The 18,828-nt window shown below is 63.8% G+C and carries 19 protein-coding genes and 1 pseudogene; 9 read left to right on the top strand and 11 right to left on the bottom strand.

What is annotated here, in order from left to right; translation table 11 throughout:
• Positions 1–50 precede the first annotated feature (50 nt).
• The 3 genes and pseudogenes from ABIA40_RS34580 to ABIA40_RS34570 form a co-directional block, all read right to left on the bottom strand.
• Positions 51–1,961 (bottom strand): propionyl-CoA synthetase, encoded by a 1,911-nt coding sequence (locus ABIA40_RS34580; RefSeq protein ID WP_157283058.1) that lies wholly within the window; start codon positions 1,959–1,961, stop codon positions 51–53.
• A gap of 367 nt (positions 1,962–2,328) precedes the next feature.
• A pseudogene (locus ABIA40_RS34575) lies at positions 2,329–3,721 on the bottom strand (tetratricopeptide repeat protein).
• A 306-nt stretch (positions 3,722–4,027) separates the two neighbouring features.
• A complete protein-coding gene (locus ABIA40_RS34570; protein WP_404545715.1) occupies positions 4,028–4,786 on the bottom strand; it encodes a tetratricopeptide repeat protein in 759 nt (252 codons plus the stop codon).
• 85 nt (positions 4,787–4,871) lie between these two features.
• Here ABIA40_RS34570 and ABIA40_RS34565 point away from each other — a divergent pair, with 85 nt between their 5' ends.
• On the top strand, positions 4,872–6,449 hold the full coding sequence (locus tag ABIA40_RS34565) for a cation:proton antiporter (RefSeq protein ID WP_404545714.1): 1,578 nt from the start codon (positions 4,872–4,874) through the stop codon (positions 6,447–6,449).
• A gap of 220 nt (positions 6,450–6,669) precedes the next feature.
• Positions 6,670–7,440 carry a hypothetical protein gene (locus tag ABIA40_RS34560; RefSeq protein ID WP_404545712.1) on the top strand — a complete coding sequence of 257 codons (771 nt, stop codon included), beginning with the start codon at positions 6,670–6,672 and terminating at the stop codon, positions 7,438–7,440.
• 5 nt (positions 7,441–7,445) lie between these two features.
• Here ABIA40_RS34560 and ABIA40_RS34555 read toward each other — a convergent pair whose 3' ends face one another.
• Entirely contained in the window at positions 7,446–8,939 is a 1,494-nt protein-coding gene (locus ABIA40_RS34555) for an FAD-linked oxidase C-terminal domain-containing protein (RefSeq protein WP_404545711.1), read from the bottom strand.
• Positions 8,940–9,167: 228 nt separating this feature from the next.
• Here ABIA40_RS34555 and cycA point away from each other — a divergent pair, with 228 nt between their 5' ends.
• Positions 9,168–9,563 carry a cytochrome c-550 CycA gene (gene cycA / locus ABIA40_RS34550; protein WP_157283070.1) on the top strand — a complete coding sequence of 132 codons (396 nt, stop codon included), beginning with the start codon at positions 9,168–9,170 and terminating at the stop codon, positions 9,561–9,563.
• Between the two features lie 117 nt (positions 9,564–9,680).
• Here cycA and ABIA40_RS34545 read toward each other — a convergent pair whose 3' ends face one another.
• A complete protein-coding gene (locus ABIA40_RS34545) occupies positions 9,681–10,637 on the bottom strand; it encodes an alpha/beta fold hydrolase (RefSeq protein ID WP_157283072.1) in 957 nt (318 codons plus the stop codon).
• Between the two features lie 328 nt (positions 10,638–10,965).
• On the opposite strand from ABIA40_RS34545, the gene ABIA40_RS34540 reads away from it, so the two are divergent.
• Positions 10,966–11,148: a hypothetical protein gene (locus ABIA40_RS34540; RefSeq protein WP_028180446.1), complete on the top strand. Its 183-nt coding sequence runs from the start codon at positions 10,966–10,968 to the stop codon at positions 11,146–11,148.
• Positions 11,149–11,155: 7 nt separating this feature from the next.
• Here the strand turns inward: ABIA40_RS34540 and ABIA40_RS34535 are convergent, their stop codons facing one another.
• The 3 genes from ABIA40_RS34535 to ykgO all read right to left on the bottom strand — a co-directional run bounded on the left by ABIA40_RS34535 (position 11,156) and on the right by ykgO (position 12,421).
• Positions 11,156–11,416 (bottom strand): hypothetical protein, encoded by a 261-nt coding sequence (locus tag ABIA40_RS34535; RefSeq protein WP_404545708.1) that lies wholly within the window; start codon positions 11,414–11,416, stop codon positions 11,156–11,158.
• 124 nt (positions 11,417–11,540) lie between these two features.
• Positions 11,541–12,176, bottom strand: coding sequence for a tetratricopeptide repeat protein (locus tag ABIA40_RS34530; protein ID WP_157283076.1), 636 nt, complete (start codon positions 12,174–12,176; stop codon positions 11,541–11,543).
• 119 nt (positions 12,177–12,295) lie between these two features.
• Positions 12,296–12,421 (bottom strand): type B 50S ribosomal protein L36, encoded by a 126-nt coding sequence (ykgO, locus tag ABIA40_RS34525; RefSeq protein WP_006611362.1) that lies wholly within the window; start codon positions 12,419–12,421, stop codon positions 12,296–12,298.
• Positions 12,422–12,730: 309 nt separating this feature from the next.
• Between ykgO and ABIA40_RS34520 the strand changes: the two genes are divergently transcribed.
• Positions 12,731–13,615 (top strand): amidohydrolase family protein, encoded by an 885-nt coding sequence (locus ABIA40_RS34520; protein ID WP_128266238.1) that lies wholly within the window; start codon positions 12,731–12,733, stop codon positions 13,613–13,615.
• Positions 13,616–13,674: 59 nt separating this feature from the next.
• Here the strand turns inward: ABIA40_RS34520 and ABIA40_RS34515 are convergent, their stop codons facing one another.
• Both ABIA40_RS34515 and ABIA40_RS34510 read right to left on the bottom strand, forming a co-directional pair.
• Positions 13,675–14,574 carry a hypothetical protein gene (locus ABIA40_RS34515; protein ID WP_404545705.1) on the bottom strand — a complete coding sequence of 300 codons (900 nt, stop codon included), beginning with the start codon at positions 14,572–14,574 and terminating at the stop codon, positions 13,675–13,677.
• A 177-nt stretch (positions 14,575–14,751) separates the two neighbouring features.
• On the bottom strand, positions 14,752–15,486 hold the full coding sequence (locus ABIA40_RS34510; RefSeq protein ID WP_275497764.1) for an SDR family NAD(P)-dependent oxidoreductase: 735 nt from the start codon (positions 15,484–15,486) through the stop codon (positions 14,752–14,754).
• A gap of 159 nt (positions 15,487–15,645) precedes the next feature.
• On the opposite strand from ABIA40_RS34510, the gene ABIA40_RS34505 reads away from it, so the two are divergent.
• From ABIA40_RS34505 to ABIA40_RS34490, 4 genes are all read left to right on the top strand, one after another.
• Positions 15,646–16,017 carry a helix-turn-helix domain-containing protein gene (locus ABIA40_RS34505; RefSeq protein ID WP_275498095.1) on the top strand — a complete coding sequence of 124 codons (372 nt, stop codon included), beginning with the start codon at positions 15,646–15,648 and terminating at the stop codon, positions 16,015–16,017.
• 686 nt (positions 16,018–16,703) lie between these two features.
• Positions 16,704–17,018 (top strand): hypothetical protein, encoded by a 315-nt coding sequence (locus tag ABIA40_RS34500; RefSeq protein WP_275497763.1) that lies wholly within the window; start codon positions 16,704–16,706, stop codon positions 17,016–17,018.
• 125 nt (positions 17,019–17,143) lie between these two features.
• Complete coding sequence (locus tag ABIA40_RS34495; protein WP_404545703.1) at positions 17,144–17,875, top strand: haloacid dehalogenase type II; 732 nt, start codon at positions 17,144–17,146, stop codon at positions 17,873–17,875.
• A 41-nt stretch (positions 17,876–17,916) separates the two neighbouring features.
• Positions 17,917–18,384, top strand: coding sequence for a YbaK/EbsC family protein (locus ABIA40_RS34490; protein WP_157283085.1), 468 nt, complete (start codon positions 17,917–17,919; stop codon positions 18,382–18,384).
• 6 nt (positions 18,385–18,390) lie between these two features.
• Here ABIA40_RS34490 and ABIA40_RS34485 read toward each other — a convergent pair whose 3' ends face one another.
• Positions 18,391–18,729, bottom strand: coding sequence for a hypothetical protein (locus tag ABIA40_RS34485; protein WP_157283186.1), 339 nt, complete (start codon positions 18,727–18,729; stop codon positions 18,391–18,393).
• Positions 18,730–18,828: the final 99 nt, after the last annotated feature.

The raw sequence follows: 18,828 nt of genomic DNA, 5'->3' as shown, positions 1-18,828 counted from the left end.
GTGGAGAGCGGTGAAGCAACGCCCTTCCCGCCCCGGGATGACGCTTCGCCTCACATCCGTCCCTTCAGCGCCTCTCCGATCTCCTCGAGTGCCTTGGGATCCTCGATCGTCGCCGGCATTGTCCAGGATTCGCCGTCGGCGATCTTCTTGATGGTGCCGCGCAGGATCTTTCCGGAGCGCGTCTTGGGCAGGCGGCCGACGGTGATGGCGAGCTTGAACGCGGCGACCGGGCCGAGCTTGTCGCGCACCAGCGCGATGATCTCCTTCTCGATCTCGGCCGGCGGGCGCTTCACGCCTGCCTTCAGCACCAGGAAGCCGCAGGGCACCTCGCCCTTGATCGCGTCCTTGACGCCGAGCACGGCGCATTCGGCGACATCGGGATGCGAGGCCAGGATCTCCTCCATGCCGCCGGTGGAGAGGCGATGGCCGGCGACGTTGATGATGTCGTCGGTGCGGCCCATCACGAAGACATAGCCGTCCTCGTCCTTGTAGCCGGCGTCGGAGGTTTTGTAATAGCCGGGGAATTCGCTCAGGTACGCCTCCTTGAAGCGCGCGTCCTGGTTCCACAGCGTGGGCAGGCAGCCCGGCGGCATCGGCAGCTTGATGACGATCGAGCCCATGGTGTTGGGGCCGACCGGCTTTGCCGCCTCGTCGACGACATCGACCTGATAGCCCGGCATCGGCACCGTCGGCGAGCCGTGCTTCACCGGCAACATGCCGAGGCCGACCGGATTGCCGGCGATGCACCAGCCGGTCTCGGTCTGCCACCAATGGTCGATCACCGGGACCTTCAGCTGCTGCTCCGCCCATTCCACGGTCGGCGGATCGGCACGCTCGCCGGCGAGAAACAGCGTGCGGAATTTCGAGAGGTCGTACTGCCGGATGAATTTCCCTTCCGGGTCGTCCTTGCGGATGGCGCGGAAGGCCGTCGGCGCGGTGAAGAAGGCCACCGCCTTGTGCTCGGAGATCACGCGCCAGAACGCGCCGGCGTCGGGCGTGCCGACCGGCTTGCCCTCGTACATGATCGTGGTCGCGCCGTGCAGCAGCGGGCCGTAGACGATGTAGCTGTGGCCGACCACCCAGCCGATGTCGGAGCCGCACCACCAGACCTCGCCCGGCTTGACGCCGTAGAGGTTGAACATCGACCATTTCACCGCGACGAGATGCCCGCCATTGTCGCGCACGACGCCCTTCGGCACGCCTGTTGTGCCCGAGGTATAGAGGATGTAGAGCGGGTCTGTCGCGGCGACAGGCACGCAAGCCGCGCGCTTGCCGTCGTTCAGCGCCTTGCGCCGCAGGCTGGCCCAGTCGTAATCGCGGCTCGGCGTCATCTCGCAGGTGAGCTGCGGACGCTGCAGCACGATGCAGGCTTTCGGCTTGCTGCTGGCAAGCTTGATCGCCTCGTCGAGCAGCGGCTTGTACTGCACGATGCGGCCGGGCTCGATGCCGCAGCTGGCGGACAGGATCAGCTTGGGCTGCGCATCGTCGATGCGGGTGGCAAGCTCTTTCGCGGCAAAGCCGCCGAACACCACCGAGTGCACCGCACCGAGCCGCGCGCAGGCGAGCATCGCGACCACCGCCTCCGGCACCATCGGCATATAGAGGATGACACGATCGCCTTTGGCGACACCGAAATCCTGCATGATTGCGGCGAGCGCCTGGACCTCGTTCAGCAGTTCGGCATAGGTGAGCTTGGTGACCGAGCCCGTCAGCGGCGAATCATGGATCAGCGCGACTTGGTCGGCGCGGCCGCGCTCGACGTGGCGGTCAAGGGCGTTGTAGCAGGTGTTGACGACGCCGCCGGCAAACCAGCGGCCGTAGGTTCCTTGCGAGGGATCGAAGATCTTCGTTGCAGGCTCGATCCAGTCGATCTCTTTGGCCGCCTCGGCCCAGAACCCTTCCGGATCCGCCAGCGAACGCGCGTGGACCTCGTGATAACGGCTTTTGCCCTGGATATTCATTCCCGCGCTCCCGTTCCCTTTATTCACCTGGCTTGAACCTCGTGGCAGGACAGGCGCCCCGCCATGACCAGGATCAATTGCCGGCCTTGTTTGGAGCCATTTTCCCGGGAACGGGCCGCGGTTCAAGCTGAAAAGGATGGGTTTTTTGGCGGAGAGGTGTGAAGCTTGCGCGGCATCGGCAGTCGGCTCCCTCTCCCGCTTGCGGGGGAGGTTGGGGTGGGGGTGTCTCCGCGTTGGGATCGTGCAAGATTCATGAGGTCCCCCAGAGGAGAGAGCCCTCACCCGCCGCGCTCTCCGAGCGCGTCGACCTCTCCCGCAGGCGGGAGAGGTTACGGAGCCAGCCGCAAGGCTTCAGCTCCTTCGCCTTTCAGCTCTCCATCGCGTTCAACCCGCTGCAAGCGGTCCTGCATGATCTTCTTCAGATCGTATCCGGGGCGGCGGAAGCTCGCATTGCGCGTCGTGAGGAACTCGCGCTGGGTCTTGCGCAGGTCGCTAGCGGAACGTCCTTTGGAAGCCCTCAGCACACGTTCATAGGTCTCGGCGATCTGACGGTCGAGCACGCCGAGCTGCGGATCGGCGCAGATCACTTTCTCGACCTCGCGCTTGGCGGTGGCGCAATTGAACGAAGGACCGCTATCGTCGGCCGAGCGCGCATGCATTGGGCCCGGCGACGCCGCGCCGAACCTGGCGATCTCGGCAATCATGCTGCGGCGGCCGTTCGCTGCATTCTCGTTGCCAGGATCCAGCTTCAGCGCCGTCTCATAATCGGCCAGCGCCTTCTTGCGCTCGCCCATCTTCTTGTGGAGCACCGCGCGGTTATTGTAGGTCTTCGCGAAATTCGGATCGAGCTTGAGCGCAGCCTCGTAGTCGCTCAGCGCCGCCCCGAGCTCGCCCTTGAACTGGTAGGAATCGCCGCGGTTGGTCAGGAAGTTGGCGCGCTGCTCCCGCCGGATCGCCTGGTCGTAATCGGCAATCGCCTTGTCGTACTCGCCCATCGCAGCATAGGTCAGGCCGCGGTTGTCGTAATATTCCGGCACCTTCGGGTCGAGCCTGATCGCCTCGCCGTCGTCGGCGACCGCCTTGTCGAGCTGGCCGAGCTTCTTGTAGGCCGCGCCGCGATTGGTGTAGGTACGCGCGCGGTTGGGATCGAGCCGCAGCGCCTCGTCGAAATTTCTGATCGCCTTCTCGTTGTCGCCGCCGAGATAATAGGCCACACCGCGGTCGGACCAGGCTTGCGCATCGTCTGGCTTCAGCTTGATCGCCTGGTCGTAATCGGCGAGCGCGCGGTCGAGGCGGCGCTGATTGGTGTAGACGACGCCGCGCAGCTCGTAAGCTTCGGCATCCTGCGGGTCGAGCTCGATCGCCTTGGTCAGATCCGCCGCGGCGCGATTGAGGTCGCCGCCGGCCTCGCGCAGGAGGTCGCCACGCACGCGCCAGGCCTTCGCGTTCTTGCCGTCGAGCGCGATGGCGCGGTCGAGATCCCGCAGCGCCTGCGACTGGCCTCCAAGGGTCTGCGCATTGGCTTCGGCGCGGACGACGAGGGCCGCGCTGCGTTCGGCGGCCGAATTGGCGGTCTGGTCGATGATGGCGCTGCACGCGGAGATCAACTCGGCCGGGGTGGCCTTGCTTCCCAGCACGCACTCGGTGCTCGCCGCGGCGGGAGCCGCGAGAACGAAACTCATGGCCGCGCCGAGAAAGAGGGCGCGAAGCGAGATTTTGGCAGGCGAAAGCGCTTGCGCGGAGGCGTGAGTGCCGCACATGACATAGGGCTCCGTGACGTCGGGTTCTCACCGTTGTCGCAGCTGGCAAGCGATGGGTTCAAACCGGGCCTGGGAGGGACGGAGCGCTGCCGGCTCTCCCTCGCCCTGCTTGGGCAGGACTATCGCATATGAGATGTGGCTATGGGCACCGGCTGTCTCCACAGCGTCATGGCCGGGCTTGTCCCGGCCATCCACGCCTTTCCACACGGCGCAAAGAACGTGGATGCCCGGGACAAGCCCGGGCATGACGACCCCCGCAATATTCAAATGCGATTGCCCTGCCGCTTGCGGGGAGAGGCGAAAGTCTCAATATCCATCCACACCGTTCAGCCGCTGCAAGCGCTGCTGCATCGCCTTCTTCAGATCGTATCCCGGCCGGCCGAAATCGGCATTGCGGCGCGCGATGAACTCGTCCTGCTCGCGCTGGAGCGCTTTGGCCTCGGCCGCATTGCGCGCCTCCCGGATCGCACGGGCATTGGAGGCAAAGACCTCGCGATCGAGATCGGCGAGTTCGCGATTGCCGCAGATCGCCCGTTCCACCGCCCGACGCGCTCGCCCGCAATTGAAGCTGGGCTTGCCGGCGACCGCCATCTGCGCGCCGATCCGCTCGATCTCGCGCGCCATCGCCTTGTGATTGGCTTTGGCCTTCTCGTGGTTCGGATCGATCCTGAGCGCTGCGCCGAAATCCTGCACCGCCTTCGGCTTGTCACCCTTCTTCAGCCAGAGTTCGCCGCGCGCATTGAAGACGTCGGCAAGGCCGGGATCGAGCAGAAGAGCACGGCTGTCGTCGGCGATGGCATGGTCGACCTGATCGTGCCGCGCATAGAGCGCACCGCGCGCGATCAGGGCCTTGATCAGATCGCCCTTCGTCGTCTTCTCGTTGTCGATCACTTCGGCGCAGGCCGTGGCGGCCTTGTCCATGTCATCGGCTGCGGCCGCGGCGAGGCAGGGCGCGACATCGACCTGCGTCACAGCCACCGGCTCGCCGCCGGTCACGGCATCGGCCGGGGCGAACGAGCGCGCATAGAGCAGTCCGGCGCCGATCAGTTGAATGAGAAAACGCATGCGTTGCAGTCGAGCCTTGTCGTCGATGTTAAGCTCTGGCCTTGAAGCCGCACTATCCATCATACGGCCGGATTGGTGCTAGCTTGTGGCGCCGCTGAAATCGGCTTCGGGGATCATCGTGTCGACATTCGAATGGATCATTGTGTTGCTGCTCGGCGCGGTCGGCTTATCGGCGCTGGCGCGGCGGATCAAGGTGCCCTACCCGACCTTTCTCGCCATCGGCGGCGCGCTGATCGCCTTCGTGCCGTCGAGCCCGTCCTGGACGCTGGAGCCGGACCTCGCCCTTGCCCTTTTTGTCGCGCCGGTCCTGCTCGATGCCGCCTTCGACACGTCGCTGCGCGACCTTCGCAAGAACTGGGTTCCGGTCTCGACCCTGGTGGTGGCCGCGGTCGGCCTGACCACGGCCGCCGTGGCCTATGTCGCGCACCGGCTGATGCCCGACATGCCCTGGGCCGCCGCGGTCGCGCTCGGCGCCATCGTGGCGCCGCCGGATGCGGCCGCTGCGGTTGCTATCCTGAGCCAGGTCAAGCTGCCCCACCGCATGGTCAAGGTGCTGGAGGGCGAAAGCCTGCTCAACGATGCCAGTGCGCTGCTGATCTATCGCATCGCCGTCGGCGCGGTCGCCACCGAGCATCTGACCTGGAGCCAGGTCGCCCCGACCATGGCGTTGGCGCTGGTCGGCAGCGTCATCGCGGGTCTGGCCGCAGGCCGCATCATTCCGCTGTTCATGGAGCGGGTGACGGAGGCGCCGAGCGCCTTCATCGTGCAGTTCGCCACCACCTTCATGGTCTGGATCGCCGCCGAGCATCTCGGTCTCTCCGGCATCCTCACCATCGTGGTCTACGCCATCACGGTCGCGCGCACCGCGCCGGCGCGCATCCCGGCGCGGCTGCGGGTGCCGTCCTATGCGGTATGGGAGACGACCGTGTTCGTGCTCAACGTGCTCGCCTTCATGCTGATCGGCATGCAGATGCGGCCGATCTGGACGCGGCTGGATGCGGACGTGCGCTGGGAATACTGCGTGGCCGCCGCCTGGATCCTGCTTACGGTGATCCTGGTACGCCTGTTCTGGGTGACGTTCTATCGCACGAGCCTGCGGGTGCTGATCGCGCAGGGGCTCTATCACCCCAAGGATCCGCAGCAGGTGGCCTCGCCCAAGGGCGGGCTCATCATCTCCTGGTGCGGCATGCGCGGCCTCGTCACGCTCGCCACCGCCTTCGCCCTGCCGGAAAACTTTCCCTATCGTGACTTCATCGTCTTCATCGCGTTTGCGGTGGTGCTGGGATCGCTGGTGATCCAGGGCCTGACGCTGCGGCCGCTGATCCTCGCTTTCAACCTCAAGGACGACGATCCGGTCGGCATCGAGGTCGCCCGCGGCCGCGCCGTGGCCTATCGTGCCGCGCTCAATGCGATCGAGAGCGATCCGTCGGAGGAGGCGGAGATCCTGCGGCTCGAATATCGCGCCATCCTGATGCAGGCCGAGACCGATCCCAACGGTGGCATCAGCAACAGCGAACTGCCCGCCGATCCCCTGCGCCGCCGCGCTATCGAGGCCGCGCGCAAGGCGATCTTCGACCTGCGCGCCACCGAGGTGATCGGCGACGATGCGTTTCATCGGCTCGAGGAGGAGCTCGATCGCGCAGAATTGAGTGCGGGGGGTTAACCTCCGCTGTCGTCCCGGACAAGCGCGCCCAAAGCGCGCGCAGATCCGGGACCCATAGCCACGAAATTCTGTTTGGCGAAGACGCGGAGTTGCCGGCGAGCGATACAACTACGCCTTATGGTTATGGGTCCCGGATCTGCGCTTACGCTTGTCCGGGACGACACCGGAGGGTGGACGGGGAGACGTTGAACCAAACGCCGCCTTTCCAGACTCACCCCTGATGACGACCCTGATTGACGACCGTCGTGTACGCGCGCGTGATGCCTCGCCTGCACGATATTTTTATCTTCACATGGCGCTCGCCTGCGCCGCCACTGCCTTTCTCGGCTTCGCACCGACCTATTGGGTGCCGCTCGCTCACCGGACATTCTCCGCAAGCCCGGTGATCCATTTTCACGGACTCTTGTTCTTCACCTGGTCGCTCTATTTCGTGCTCCAGACCTGGCTCGCCGCCTCGGGCCGTGTGGTCAACCACCGCTCGTGCGGCATCGTCGGCGTCTCGCTCGCGACCGCGATGGTCATTTTCGGATTCTTCGCTTCCGTAGCGTCGATGAAGAAGGCTGCGGCGCTGGGACAGGCCGATGCGGGCATCGCCTTCTCGATCGTGCCGCTGAGCGGCATCGCGTTCTTTGCCGTGGTGTTCGTGCTCGCCATCATGAACACGCGCAGGCTCGAGGTTCACAAGCGCCTGATGCTGCTCGCGGCGGTCTCGATCCTCGACGCCGCGATCGCGCGTTGGTTCCTGACCTTCCTCGCACCATCAGGACCGCCCGGCCCGCCGCCGGTGCCTGTGACGATCGCGCCTGCTGTCGTCGCCTCCCTTCTGCTCGTCGTCGCCATGGTGCGCGACTGGCGCGCCGAGGGCCGCGTGCATCCGGTGTACATCACGGGCACGCTCGCGCTTCTGGCGGTGAAGGTGCTCAACTGGCCGGTCAGCGAAACGGCGGCGTGGCACGCATTTGCCGGCGGCATCCTGGCGCTGGCGCAGTAGGCGGCCTAGAACCGCGGCAAATCCGGGAACGCCAGCTTGCCCGCGTGGACGTGCATGCGGCCGAGCTCGGCGCAGCGGTGCAGGGTCGGAAATACTTTTCCGGGATTGAGCAGGCCCTTCGCGTCGAAGGCGCATTTCAGGCGCTGCTGCTGGTTGAGGTCGATCTCGCTGAACATGTCGGGCATGAGGTCGCGTTTCTCGATGCCGACTCCGTGCTCGCCGGTGAGCACGCCGCCGAACTCAACGCAGGCGCGCAAGATGTCGGCGCCGAAGGCTTCGGCGCGCTCGATCTCGCCGGGCTTGTTGGCATCGTAGAGGATCAGGGGGTGCAGATTGCCGTCGCCGGCGTGGAACACGTTGGCGCAGCCGAGCTGGTACTTTTCCGAGAGCTCGCGGATGCGCGCCAGCGCCTTCGGCAGCGCGCCGCGCGGGATGGTGCCGTCCATGCAGAGATAATCGGGCGAGATGCGGCCCACGGCGGGGAATGCGGCCTTGCGGCCGGCCCAGAACAGGTTGCGCTCGGCCTCCGAAGTCGAGATCTGGCAGGTGGTCGAGCCGCAAGCGTTCGCAATAGCCTCGACGCGCGTGATCAGCTCGTCGACCTCGATCTTGGGCCCGTCGAGCTCGATGATGAGCAGCGCTTCGACATAGAGCGGGTAGCCGGCATGGACGAAGGCCTCCGCGGCGTGGATCGCGGGCTTGTCCATCATCTCCATGCCGCCGGGGATGATGCCAGCGCCGATGATGCGTGCCACGCATTCGCCGGCCGCCTCGACCTGCGCGAAGCCAACCATCAGCGCGCGCGCCGTTTCCGGCTTCTGCAGGATGCGCACCGTGATCTCCGTGATGACGCCGAGCAGGCCCTCGGAACCAGTGATGACGCCCATCAGGTCATAGCCGGGATTCTCGCAGCCCTTGCCGCCGATGCGCAGGATCTCGCCGCTCATCAGCACGATCTCGCAGCCGAGCACGTTGTTGGTGGTCATGCCGTATTTCAGGCAGTGCACGCCGCCAGAATTTTCCGCCACGTTGCCGCCGATCGAGCAGGCGATCTGCGAGGACGGATCGGGCGCGTAGTAGAAGCCGGCATGGGCGACCGCCTGGCTGATTGCGAGATTGGTGACGCCGGGCTCGGTGACGACGACGCGGTTGTCGAAATCGATCTCGCGGATGCGCTTGAACTTGCCGAGGCCGAGCAGCACGCCGTCCTCCAGCGGCAGCGCGCCGCCGGACAGTGAAGTGCCGGAGCCGCGCGGCACCACCTTGATGTTCTGCGCCGCACAATATTTCAGGACGAGCGAGACCTGCTCGGTCGTATCCGGCAGCACCACGACCATCGGCGGCTGCCGATACGCGGTCAGCCCGTCGGATTCATAGGCCCGCATCTCGGCGAGGCTGTCGATCACGCCCTCGCCCGGCACGATTGCGCGCAAGGCGGCGACGATTTCGCTGCGACGCGCCAGCACGGCCTGGTCGCTTGCGGGCATCATGATGGCCATTTTAAGAAGCCTTCGTCCGACGGATGGAATTATCTCGGCAAATCAATCATGTCTTGTCGTCTTTGGGTAGGTCCTCCGAAGGTCGCATTGCTTTGTTGCAGCGCAAGTTCTCTCTGGGGCAAGTCTGCTAGCAGGAAACCTGTCAAAGTTTCGCGGCTTGTCCACTTGCATCGGACCTGCCAAAACCACGACCCTCCATCTGACCCGGGAAGAGACGAAGAGCACACTATGACAAAACTGACTTTGGGCGCGCTGACGATCCTCACCGTCATTGCCACCGCACCCGCCGCGATGGCGCAGGATGTCGCGGCCGGCAAGACATCGTTCAACAAGTGCCTGGCCTGCCACGCGATCGGCGAAGGCGCCAAGAACAAGGTCGGCCCGGAGCTCAACGGCCTCAACGGCCGCAAGTCGGGCACGGCTGAGGGCTATAGCTACACGGACGCCAACAAGAATTCCGGCATCACCTGGGACGAGGCCACATTCAAGGAATACATCAAGGACCCCAAGGCCAAGATCCCCGGCACCAAGATGGCGTTCGCCGGCATCAAGAACGAGACAGAGATCACCAATCTCTGGGCCTTCCTTGCCCAATACGACAAGGATGGGAAGATCAAGCAGTAAGCGCACGAGGCGGACGCTAGAGCTTCGGTTCTGATCGGATCGGAATTGAAGCTCTGGCTTTCTTGTTCTGACGCGTTTCTTCGCGCGAACCGGTTTCCACCTCGCTCGAAAAACGCTTTATTCGGCAACCGCCTGCGCCGGGGCGATGTGTCCGATCATCGTCTCGATCTCCGCCTTCACGAGATCCGGCACGGCGTTCTGCACCATGTGGCCGAGATCGGGCAGCACGATCAGCTTTGCATTCGACACAGCCGCGGCGAACGGACGCGCGTGGATATTGGTTCTCACCGTCTTGTCGGGCTCGCCGGCGATGATCGTAACAGGCGCCGTGATCTCGCCATAGCGCGCGACTTGCGCGGCGACCGACTCCTTCAGCGTCACCAGATCATAGGCATTGGCAATGAACTCGCGCGGGCGCAGCAAGAGCGGCGTCGCGGAGTCCTGCACGAAACCATCCGGCATGGTCTGCGGCAGGAACACGTTGCGGGCGCCGGCTTCGGTGATGAAATAGCCGAGCGGCAGCGTGATCGTGTAGGCGAGCAGCGGGCCGATCACGGGCGTTGCGATGATCTCGTTGTAGCGCCCGACACCGCCGCGCCAGGGATGCGTGACGGGCGCGAGCATCACGAGGCCCGCCACGCGGCGCGGGTGATCGAGCGCGATCCGCGCGCCGAGGGCGCCGCTCCAGGAATGCACCACGAAGACCGCGCGATCGATCCCGAGCTTGCCGAGCGCCTCGTCGATCATGCGCGCCTGAATCTGCGGCGTCGAATCCTGCCGGCTTGCGCGCGTGCTCCAGCCATGGCCGGGGCGGTCGATCAGAATCACGCGATGATCCCTCGCGAGGAGATCGCCGAGCGGCCGCCGCATCGCTTCGAGGTTGGAGCTCGCGCCGTGCAGCATCACGATCGGCGGGGCGGCCTCGCGCGGGCCGAGCTCGACGACGTGAAGCGCGGCGCCCTCGACCTCGATCATGCGCCCCTGCGGCGGAAAGGCCCGCTGCACGGCGACGACTCCGGCCTGCGTGAGCAGCGCCAGCAGGACCAGCGCCGTCACGACTGACATCACGATCATGGAGAGAATCCGGGTGATCCTGGGCACGGGGCAGTTACGGGTCTGCTCGGTCGGCAGTTTCGCCGCCGGCGGTGCGCGCTTCCACTGAAAATGCAGGGGCTGTGGATATGTGCATAATTGCCGATCGAGAAAACTCAATGAAATCAGGGATGTTCAAAGCCGCACGCAAGCTTCGGACCAGCTTCATGCGGGCGTCATCGCAGCTTCCATATAATCGCCATGGTCGGTTCCGCCATCTAGGCGCGGGTGGGCGCCGATCCTCCTCGCAACATCAGGGGATGCGGGAAAGACCGGCAGGATTGTCCTGGTTTGAACCGGAGAATTTTCGATGAGCTTCAGATCGAACGATACTGCAATCGACGAAATCGTCGCGAGCTGCAACGGCGACCTGCGCGGTGCCGTGCGGGCGCTGCTCCTGATCAACGAGCATCTCGAGACCGAGCTGGCAAAGGCCTACGCCGCAGCCGCCGACCGCGGCCTGGTCGAGCGCGGCAGCAGCGTGCTGCATTAAGCGCAGCCTAGTTCGCCCCCTCCTCCTGCTTTTCTTCCTCGGGCGTGACCGGGGGACAGACGCGAATCGTCGAGCGCGCAAGCTTGGCATCGGCCCTGGACTTGTAGGGACCGTCGCCGAACCAGATGTCGCCAATGATGACTGGATTGCTGGTCACGATGGTGCATTTGCCGGTGGCACGATTGCCGACCACCCAGAACAGTCCGTCGGCGAAGCTCACCGTCCCCGACGCGAGCAGCAATGTCGCTGTGACCATCAAATGCTTCATGGCTTTCGCTCCTCCCATGCAGGTAGGCCTGCAACAGGCCCCGCAATAGTCCTTGCGACGCCCCGGCTCGGATCGTGGTTAATCCGCGGCGGCCGCGATCGCTCAAGAAATGATCGAGTTATAGCTAGATGTCGCGGCCTTCGACCTTCTCGGTCAGCGCCTTGACCTGGTCGGGGATCTTTTCCAGGTGCGGATTGACGGCGAGCGCCTTGCGGTAGGCATCTAGCGCGCGCTTCTCGTCCCCGACCTCCTGCATGATCATGCCGAGGCCGGCGAGCGCGCCGAAATGGCGGGGCTCCCGGATCAGCACTTGCTGAATGTCCGCGAGCGAGCGGCCATAATCGTTCTGCATGTAATAGAGCGTCGCACGCCGGTTCCAGGCCTCGATGTAATCGGGCCTGAGCTTGATGATCGAATCCAGGAGCTTGATCGCGACGTCGATCTTCTTCGCATCGACCGCGGTCTTGGCGCGAGACATCAGGAGCGCGGCGGTGTCGCTCGGGGTCTGCAGCCAGATCGCCCAGATCCGCGCCTCGACATGCTTGGCGCTGGCCTCATCGGGCGCCGCCTTCAGCGCGCCGAACAGGAAATCGAGATTCTTGCTGCGGTCGACCTTCGGCAGCTTTGACGGCGCCTCGGGCAGCTTCTTCTGCTTGCCGGGCGGCTCGACCTGCTGGGCCAGGGCGGCCGGAGCAAGGCCGGCGGTTCCCAGCACGAGGGCCAGACACAGAGTGCGCGCGAAACGGAATCTCACTGCCATGGTGCAAGTCTAAACGCGCAAAGCCGCCCTTGCAAAGCAAAGGCGGCGTCAAACTCGTGTGAGACCGTGGTCTTGCGGGCGCGCGAAAGCGCCCGGCCGGGCGTGGTCAGCCGCTCAGATCAGCCTTGGCGCGCCTTGAAGCGGCGCTGCACCTTGTTGATCACATAGACCCGGCCCTTGCGGCGGACCAGGCGGTTGGCGCGATGGCGACCGCGCAGCGATTTCAGCGAGTTACGGACCTTCATGGCAGAATCCTGAACGTTCGAAAGGCCGTGTTCGGCACTACCGTTTCGGCACGCGCGAATGTGGCAAAATGAGATTTTTCCCGCTGGCAGACCGACCGCCCGGGACGGAGCGGTTCTTAAGGCATGGCGGGAGGTCATGTCAATGTTAACTGCCCGTGCGGCCCGGCAAAACGTGAAAACAACCCCATGCACAGTAGAAGCGGCCGGATCGGCCCGATTTTCTTGCAGTGACTTCAAGGGCCTCCAACGCGGCCTTGCCAAATTCGTTATATCCTATAATCAATTCGGCAACCCGTCGGGAGGACACCCATGCCGAAGCTGAAGCTGCCTGATATCGACAAAGTCGTCGCCATCGACATCCACACCCATGCCGAGGAGCCCTGCGGCACCCATCCCGACGACGGCTATGACGATTTCCAGGCGCAGATGGCGGAGTATTTCAAGTCGCCGCATAAGCATCCGCCGACCGTGCCCGAGACCGCGGCCTATTACCGCTCCAAGAACATCGCCGCGGTGATCTTCCCTGTCGATGCCGAGCGCGAGACCGGCTTCCGCCGCTACAAGAACGAGGAGATGCTGGAGATCGCCTCCGAGCATCTCGACGTGCTCATCCCCTTCGTCTCGATCGACCCGCACAAGGGCAAGCTCGGGGCCCGCGAGGCGCGCAAGCTGATCGAGGAATACGGCGTGCGCGGCTTCAAATTCCATCCGACCATGCAGGGCTTCTACGCCAACGACCGCATGGCCTATCCGCTCTATGAAGAGATCAACAATGGCGGCGCGATCGCGCTGTTCCACACCGGCCAGACCGGCGTCGGCTCCGGCATGCCCGGCGGCATGGGCATGCGGCTGAAATATTCCAACCCGATGTACATGGACGACGTCGCGGCCGATTTCCCCGACCTCAAGATCATCCTCGCCCACCCCTCCTTCCCCTGGCAGGAGGAGGCGCTCTCGGTCGCGACCCACAAGCCGAACGTCTACATCGACCTGTCGGGCTGGTCGCCAAAGTATTTCCCGCCGATCCTGGTGCGCTACATCAACTCGATTCTCCAGGACAAGATGCTGTTCGGCTCCGATTGGCCGGTGATCACGCCGGACCGCTGGCTGTCCGATTTCGCCAAGATCGACATCCGCGACGAGATCCGGCCGAAGGTGCTGAAGGCGAACGCAAGGAAGCTGTTAGGGATCTAGGCGTCCTTATAAGTCGGCGGAGCCGCTTGCCGCGACTGCGCGCGCGGACATTGCGGGCCTCAAGCGCGCATCCCGATCGCTGGGCGAAACGGCGGATCACCCCCCGGCGATGGAATTGCAGCGTAATGGTCGAAGCGCATGGTGTAGGTCGCTCGCCCCTCGCTCATCAAGCCAAGACTGTTCGTATAGCCAAGCATGGTCATGAGCGGCAGGATCGCGTCGATCGCGACAATGTCGTTCTCGACCTTCGTGACGCCAACCTGCCCACGACGCAATCGCAAATCGTCGGCGATGGCTTCTGCAAAGGCTGCCGGTGTCACCACCTCGACGTTCATGATCGGTTCGAGCAGAACCGGCTTCGCCATGTTCAGGGCCTCGCGAAAGGCTGTTCTCGTAGCGACCTCGAAGGCAAGTACCGATGAGTCGACATCGTGATATTTGGCATCGATCAGCTCGACCCCGACATCGATCACCGGAAAGCCCGCAACGACGCCGCAAGCGAGGACGTCCTTCACACCTTTCTCGACGCCAGGGAGATACTTCCTCGGTAGCACGCTCTCGTCGATCTTGGACTCGAAGTGAAAGCCCTTCCCGGAATCGATGGGTCCCACACCAAGCTTGACGGCGGCAAAGTCGCCTTTAGGGCCACAGATCTTCTTGTGCGTGTAAGTTACCTCTGCCCGTGTGGTTGGGCGCTCCAGAAATGCGACCTGCAACGCGCCGACATTGACGGCGATCCCATCGGCCCGATTGAGCACGTCGATCTTGCCTGCGAGATGACCTTCGCTCACCCCCTTCAGCACAGTCTGACCCGACATGGGATCGAGCGACACCATGAACGAGTGGTCCTCGGCGGCGAGCCTGGCGAGCGCCGTCACGAGCTTCTCATGCTCCGCCCGAGACGCTGCCTCGATGGCGACCTCGACCAGCAATGGTTGACTACTGACATCATCCTTCATTGATGGATCTCTAACCTGCGTTCCGAGGTCGCTTTCTACTCTATCACAGAGCTCGTCATGCCCGGGCTTGTCCCGGGCATCCACGTTCTTTGTGCTGCGTGGAACGGCGTGGATGGCCGGGACAAGCCCGGCCATGACGCTGTGGAGGCAGTCGGCGCCCATCGCGCTCAAGCTGCGTCAGACCTGCGCGAGGCCTCCATCGACGAAAACCTCGCCGCCCGTCATGTAGCTGCTGTCGGAGGACGCCAGGAATGCGGCCACCGCGCCGGTCTCGCTGGGGTCGCCGACGCGCCCGATGGGCGTGGCGCTGCCGAGTGCATCGAAGGCTTCCTCGCCCACGACCTCCAGCGCCAGCTCGGTCTTGGTCGGTCCCGGCGACAGCACGTTGACGCGGATGCCCGTGCCGCGCAGGTCCAGCGCCCAGCTGCGCGCGAGATTGCGGATCGCCGCCTTGGTCGCGCTGTAGATGCTGAATTGCGGCGTCCCCATCACGCCCGTGCTCGAGCCGGTCAGGATGATCGACGATCCCCTGCGCATCAACGGCAGGGCTTTCTGCACGGTGAACACCAGCCCCCTCACATTGACATCGAAGATCTGATCATAGTGCTCGGGGGTGATCTGGCCGAGCGGCGCAAACGCGCCGGTCCCGGCATTGGCGAACAGGACGTCGACATTGCCGCGTTCGGCCTTCACCGTCGCATACAGCCGGTCGAGGTCGGACAGATCGGTGACCGATCCCCTGACGGCGCGCGCCGCGGACCCCAGCTGCGCGAGCGCAGCGTCGAGCGGCTCCTGCCGCCGCCCGAAGAGATAGACGAATGCGCCCTCATCGACGAACCGTTTGGCGGCTCCGAGCCCGATGCCCGTTCCACCGCCCGTCACCACCGCCGTCTTGCCTTGTAGTCTGCTCATGATGTGCTCCTTCATTGAGGTTGCACTGAGCTGGCGGCCTACCTACCTAACCACAAGTATGCACCTTTTGGTAAGTACCCAAAAATGTCGTCAGACCATTCAGACCTCATCTCCCCGCCGGCGCAAGCCCAAGCAGACGTCCAACGTTGCACACCGAACCTGCCCGGCTTCACCTGCGGCCTCGACGCGACCTTGCGGGTCGTCTCGGGCAAGTGGAAGCCGCTGATCCTGTACTTTGTCGCCCAGGACGGACCGACCCGTTACGGCGAGCTTCGGCGCGCCATACGCGACGTCAGCGACAAGGTGCTGATCCAGCAGCTCAAGGAGCTGGAGGCCGATGGCCTGGTGAAGCGGACCGACTACAAGGAGGTGCCGCCGCGGGTGGACTATAGCCTCACGCCTCTGGGCCAGAGCCTCGCCGAAGCGCTGGTGCCGCTCTGCACGTGGGGCACCGAGCACATGGCGGAGGTCAGCCGGGTGTTTGCCGAAAGGGCGACCTGGCCGCGGCCAGGACGTCAGCCGACCGTTTGATTTGCGCAAGACTCCGTCCGAGGTCTGCTCTGCCCTTCAGCAGCGCTGGCGTGACTGGCTCTGAGACCGGCTGGGATCACAAGCTCACCTACCAAACATTACAGGCGAAGCGGTATCGCTTCCTATCGGGACGAGGTCGTTCAAATAATGCGACCCGGATTAAATCACCCACTTGACCGGCAAACGAAATGCAACCGCCAAGTTTGACCTCGATGATGCCGGAAGATCCCGGGCTTTCGCATCATCAATCCGCATTGAGAGGATTTCGTTCGAGCATTCTCTTGAGACCGCGATCACATGCGCCGAAACGACCGTAGCTCCCTCCCGCGGCCTATCGCAGGTTAGAAATGGGCATGTGCGCGGCAGCGAATTCCGAGACAGCTCTGTTCTTGCGCAGACGTGACGAGCGGATGAAGGGCTGCTGCCAGCACAAGCAGAAGCGTGAATGAATTAGTCCGAGTCATTCGTTGGCCGACCTGTGGGTCACAGATTACTACCTGCTCCGTTGGTGCCCGCAATACTCTCGGTAGCCGGTCCTCTCGCGGAAGCGCAGCACGTTCCTGCTGGGCCCAAGCGGAAGTTGGCGCAATAGCCATGAAAGTGGCAAGATGAGATTATTGCTTCGGGCGTGGTGAGACTTTGTAGCCACCTTGGTGCATCAGAAACGCGCGGCGGACGACATCGAAATGACTATTGTCACTATAGAACTCGATGCTAGCAGCTGGAATACAGCATCCGATTTTCGGTCCGCACTTAAGGTTGCGATAGGAGCACCGGAGTGGCATGGCGACACGGCCGGTGCCTTCCTGGACTCAATTTTTGGAGGAGGCATGAATGCGCTCAAGCCTCCATACATCATTAAAGTCGTGAATACCGCACAGCTTGCGCCGGCGCTAAAGGAGCTGGTCCACGACCTTTCCTCTGCCATGGAAGCAACACGAAAGCGTCGGCTCACCCGAACAGGCGAGAACGTTGCGGCTAGTCTTGAAATCACAAACTGAGCTCGGGTCCGCAGCCACCGGTCACGCTTGCATGACACACATATCCGCATTGCTCTGGTAAGCTGACGAATTATACGCACGCCCCAATCGGAGTTCCTGTGACCACAACCCCGGGAGGACAGCCAATGCCCATCAAAGCCGTCGTCTTCGACGCCTATGGCACGCTCTACGACATCCAGTCGGTCGCTGACGTCACCGAGGATGCGTTTCCGGGCTATGGCGAGATCATCACGCAGGTCTGGCGCATCAAGCAGCTCGAATACACCTGGCTGCGCTCGCTGATGCAAGCTTACCAGGATTTTGACGCGGTCACGCGCGATTCCCTCGCCTATACGCTGCGTGTGCTCGGGCTCGTCTATGAGAGCCAGGCATTCGAGCGCGTCATCGAGAAATATCTGCATCTCGATCTCTATCCGGATGCGGCGGAAACGCTTGCGGCCTTGAGACCACGCAAGCTCGCCATCCTCTCCAACGGCAGCCCGGACATGCTCAATGCGCTGGTGCGCAATTCCGGGCTCGACCTCCTGCTCGATTCCAGCATCAGCGTCGACGCGAAGAAGATCTTCAAGCCGAGCCCACAGGCCTATGAGTTGATCGGCGAGGTGCTCGGCACCGCGCCTGATGAGGTTCTGTTCGTCTCCTCCAATCCATGGGACGCCGCCGGGGCAAAATCGTTCGGACTGAAGGTTGCCTGGATCGAGCGGGTGACGCCCGAAGCGATGGCGCTGGCTTGCGTCGAGAACGAACTCGTGGCACCGCTCACCATGTTCAAGGCGATCCGCACCCAGATGGATGAGCTCGGCTTTGCGCCGGATCATCGTGTCCGCGCCCTCTCCGAGCTGCCGAGAATCGCTTAGGGGTCGTTGCCCGCCTGTAAGATTGGAATGAGCTGCCCGGAATGAGCCTGGAATCCGTTCGCGCCTTCTTCGCCGAGAAAGCCCCCGACATCTCCGTCATCGAATCCCCGATCAGCTCCGCGACCGTGGCGCTGGCGGCCGAAGCCTATGGCGTCGAGCCGGGACGGATCGCCAAGACGCTGTCGCTGCGGATCGGCGAGCGCGTGATCCTGATCGTCGCGAGCGGCACCTCGCGCATGGACAACAAGAAGGTGAAGGCGCAGTTCGGCGGCAAGCCGAAGATGCTGGGTCTGGAGGAAGTCGCCGACATCACCGGACACGAGGTCGGTGGCGTCTGCCCTTTCGGCCTGAAGTCGCCGCTGCCGATCTATTGCGACGTCTCGCTGAAGGCCTTCGATGTCGTGGTGCCGGCTGCCGGCTCGACCCATAGCGCGGTGCGCATCACACCGGAGCGGATGGCCGAGCTGACCGCGGCTGAATGGGTCGACGTCTGCGAGCACAGGCCCTGAGCGGCGCTATTCGTCCTCGTCGTAAGGCCGCTGTGGAGGCGGCGGAGCAATGTAGCGTGGTGGCGGAGCGGCGCGACCGCGCGGAACCTGTTGCTGCGGCGGCATCTGATTGTTGGATTGGAATACCGCGCGGCAGCCGCTCGAAAGCTGCGGCGTATTCTGCTGCAGGCAGGCCACAATGCGGTTCACATCGGGAATCTGATCGCTGCAGAGACGCCAGACATCCGGCGTGCAGGCCATCTGCTGCTCCATGGTCCCGCGATATTCTTGGGCGAATGCTGCGCCCGGCGCGACGATGCCGCCGATCGCGAGCACGACACCCAGCGCTATCCGCTCTGTCCGCATGTCAGATCCTTCCCGATTCCCGTCGATTTTCATCAATCAATGAGGCGGGAGCCGGTTCTGGACCAACAACAAATTGTGAAAACGGGTCAGGAACCATGG

The sequence above is a fragment of the Bradyrhizobium sp. USDA 223 genome (genome assembly GCF_044909005.1).
In the GTDB taxonomy this organism is placed as follows: domain Bacteria; phylum Pseudomonadota; class Alphaproteobacteria; order Rhizobiales; family Xanthobacteraceae; genus Bradyrhizobium; species Bradyrhizobium yuanmingense.
Note: the sequence above shows the minus strand (reverse complement) of the source record. Positions and strands in the feature narration are given on the sequence as shown.

Bases quoted from the DNA above. Each gene is read 5' to 3' on its own strand.
- ABIA40_RS34490 (WP_157283085.1), top strand. From the start codon at position 17,917: ATGAGCCTGGAATCCGTTCGCGCCTTCTTCGCCGAGAAAGCCCCCGAC.
- ABIA40_RS34510 (WP_275497764.1), bottom strand. From the start codon at position 15,486: ATGAGCAGACTACAAGGCAAGACGGCGGTGGTGACGGGCGGTGGAACG.
- ABIA40_RS34560 (WP_404545712.1), top strand. From the start codon at position 6,670: ATGACGACCCTGATTGACGACCGTCGTGTACGCGCGCGTGATGCCTCG.
- ABIA40_RS34580 (WP_157283058.1), bottom strand. From the start codon at position 1,961: ATGAATATCCAGGGCAAAAGCCGTTATCACGAGGTCCACGCGCGTTCG.
- ABIA40_RS34530 (WP_157283076.1), bottom strand. From the start codon at position 12,176: ATGGCAGTGAGATTCCGTTTCGCGCGCACTCTGTGTCTGGCCCTCGTG.
- ABIA40_RS34540 (WP_028180446.1), top strand. From the start codon at position 10,966: ATGAGCTTCAGATCGAACGATACTGCAATCGACGAAATCGTCGCGAGC.
- ABIA40_RS34535 (WP_404545708.1), bottom strand. From the start codon at position 11,416: ATGAAGCATTTGATGGTCACAGCGACATTGCTGCTCGCGTCGGGGACG.
- ABIA40_RS34520 (WP_128266238.1), top strand. From the start codon at position 12,731: ATGCCGAAGCTGAAGCTGCCTGATATCGACAAAGTCGTCGCCATCGAC.
- ABIA40_RS34500 (WP_275497763.1), top strand. From the start codon at position 16,704: ATGACTATTGTCACTATAGAACTCGATGCTAGCAGCTGGAATACAGCA.
- ABIA40_RS34545 (WP_157283072.1), bottom strand. From the start codon at position 10,637: ATGATCGTGATGTCAGTCGTGACGGCGCTGGTCCTGCTGGCGCTGCTC.
- ABIA40_RS34485 (WP_157283186.1), bottom strand. From the start codon at position 18,729: ATGCGGACAGAGCGGATAGCGCTGGGTGTCGTGCTCGCGATCGGCGGC.
- ABIA40_RS34495 (WP_404545703.1), top strand. From the start codon at position 17,144: ATGCCCATCAAAGCCGTCGTCTTCGACGCCTATGGCACGCTCTACGAC.
- ABIA40_RS34555 (WP_404545711.1), bottom strand. From the start codon at position 8,939: ATGGCCATCATGATGCCCGCAAGCGACCAGGCCGTGCTGGCGCGTCGC.
- ABIA40_RS34570 (WP_404545715.1), bottom strand. From the start codon at position 4,786: ATGCGTTTTCTCATTCAACTGATCGGCGCCGGACTGCTCTATGCGCGC.
- ykgO (WP_006611362.1), bottom strand. From the start codon at position 12,421: ATGAAGGTCCGTAACTCGCTGAAATCGCTGCGCGGTCGCCATCGCGCC.
- cycA (WP_157283070.1), top strand. From the start codon at position 9,168: ATGACAAAACTGACTTTGGGCGCGCTGACGATCCTCACCGTCATTGCC.
- ABIA40_RS34515 (WP_404545705.1), bottom strand. From the start codon at position 14,574: ATGAAGGATGATGTCAGTAGTCAACCATTGCTGGTCGAGGTCGCCATC.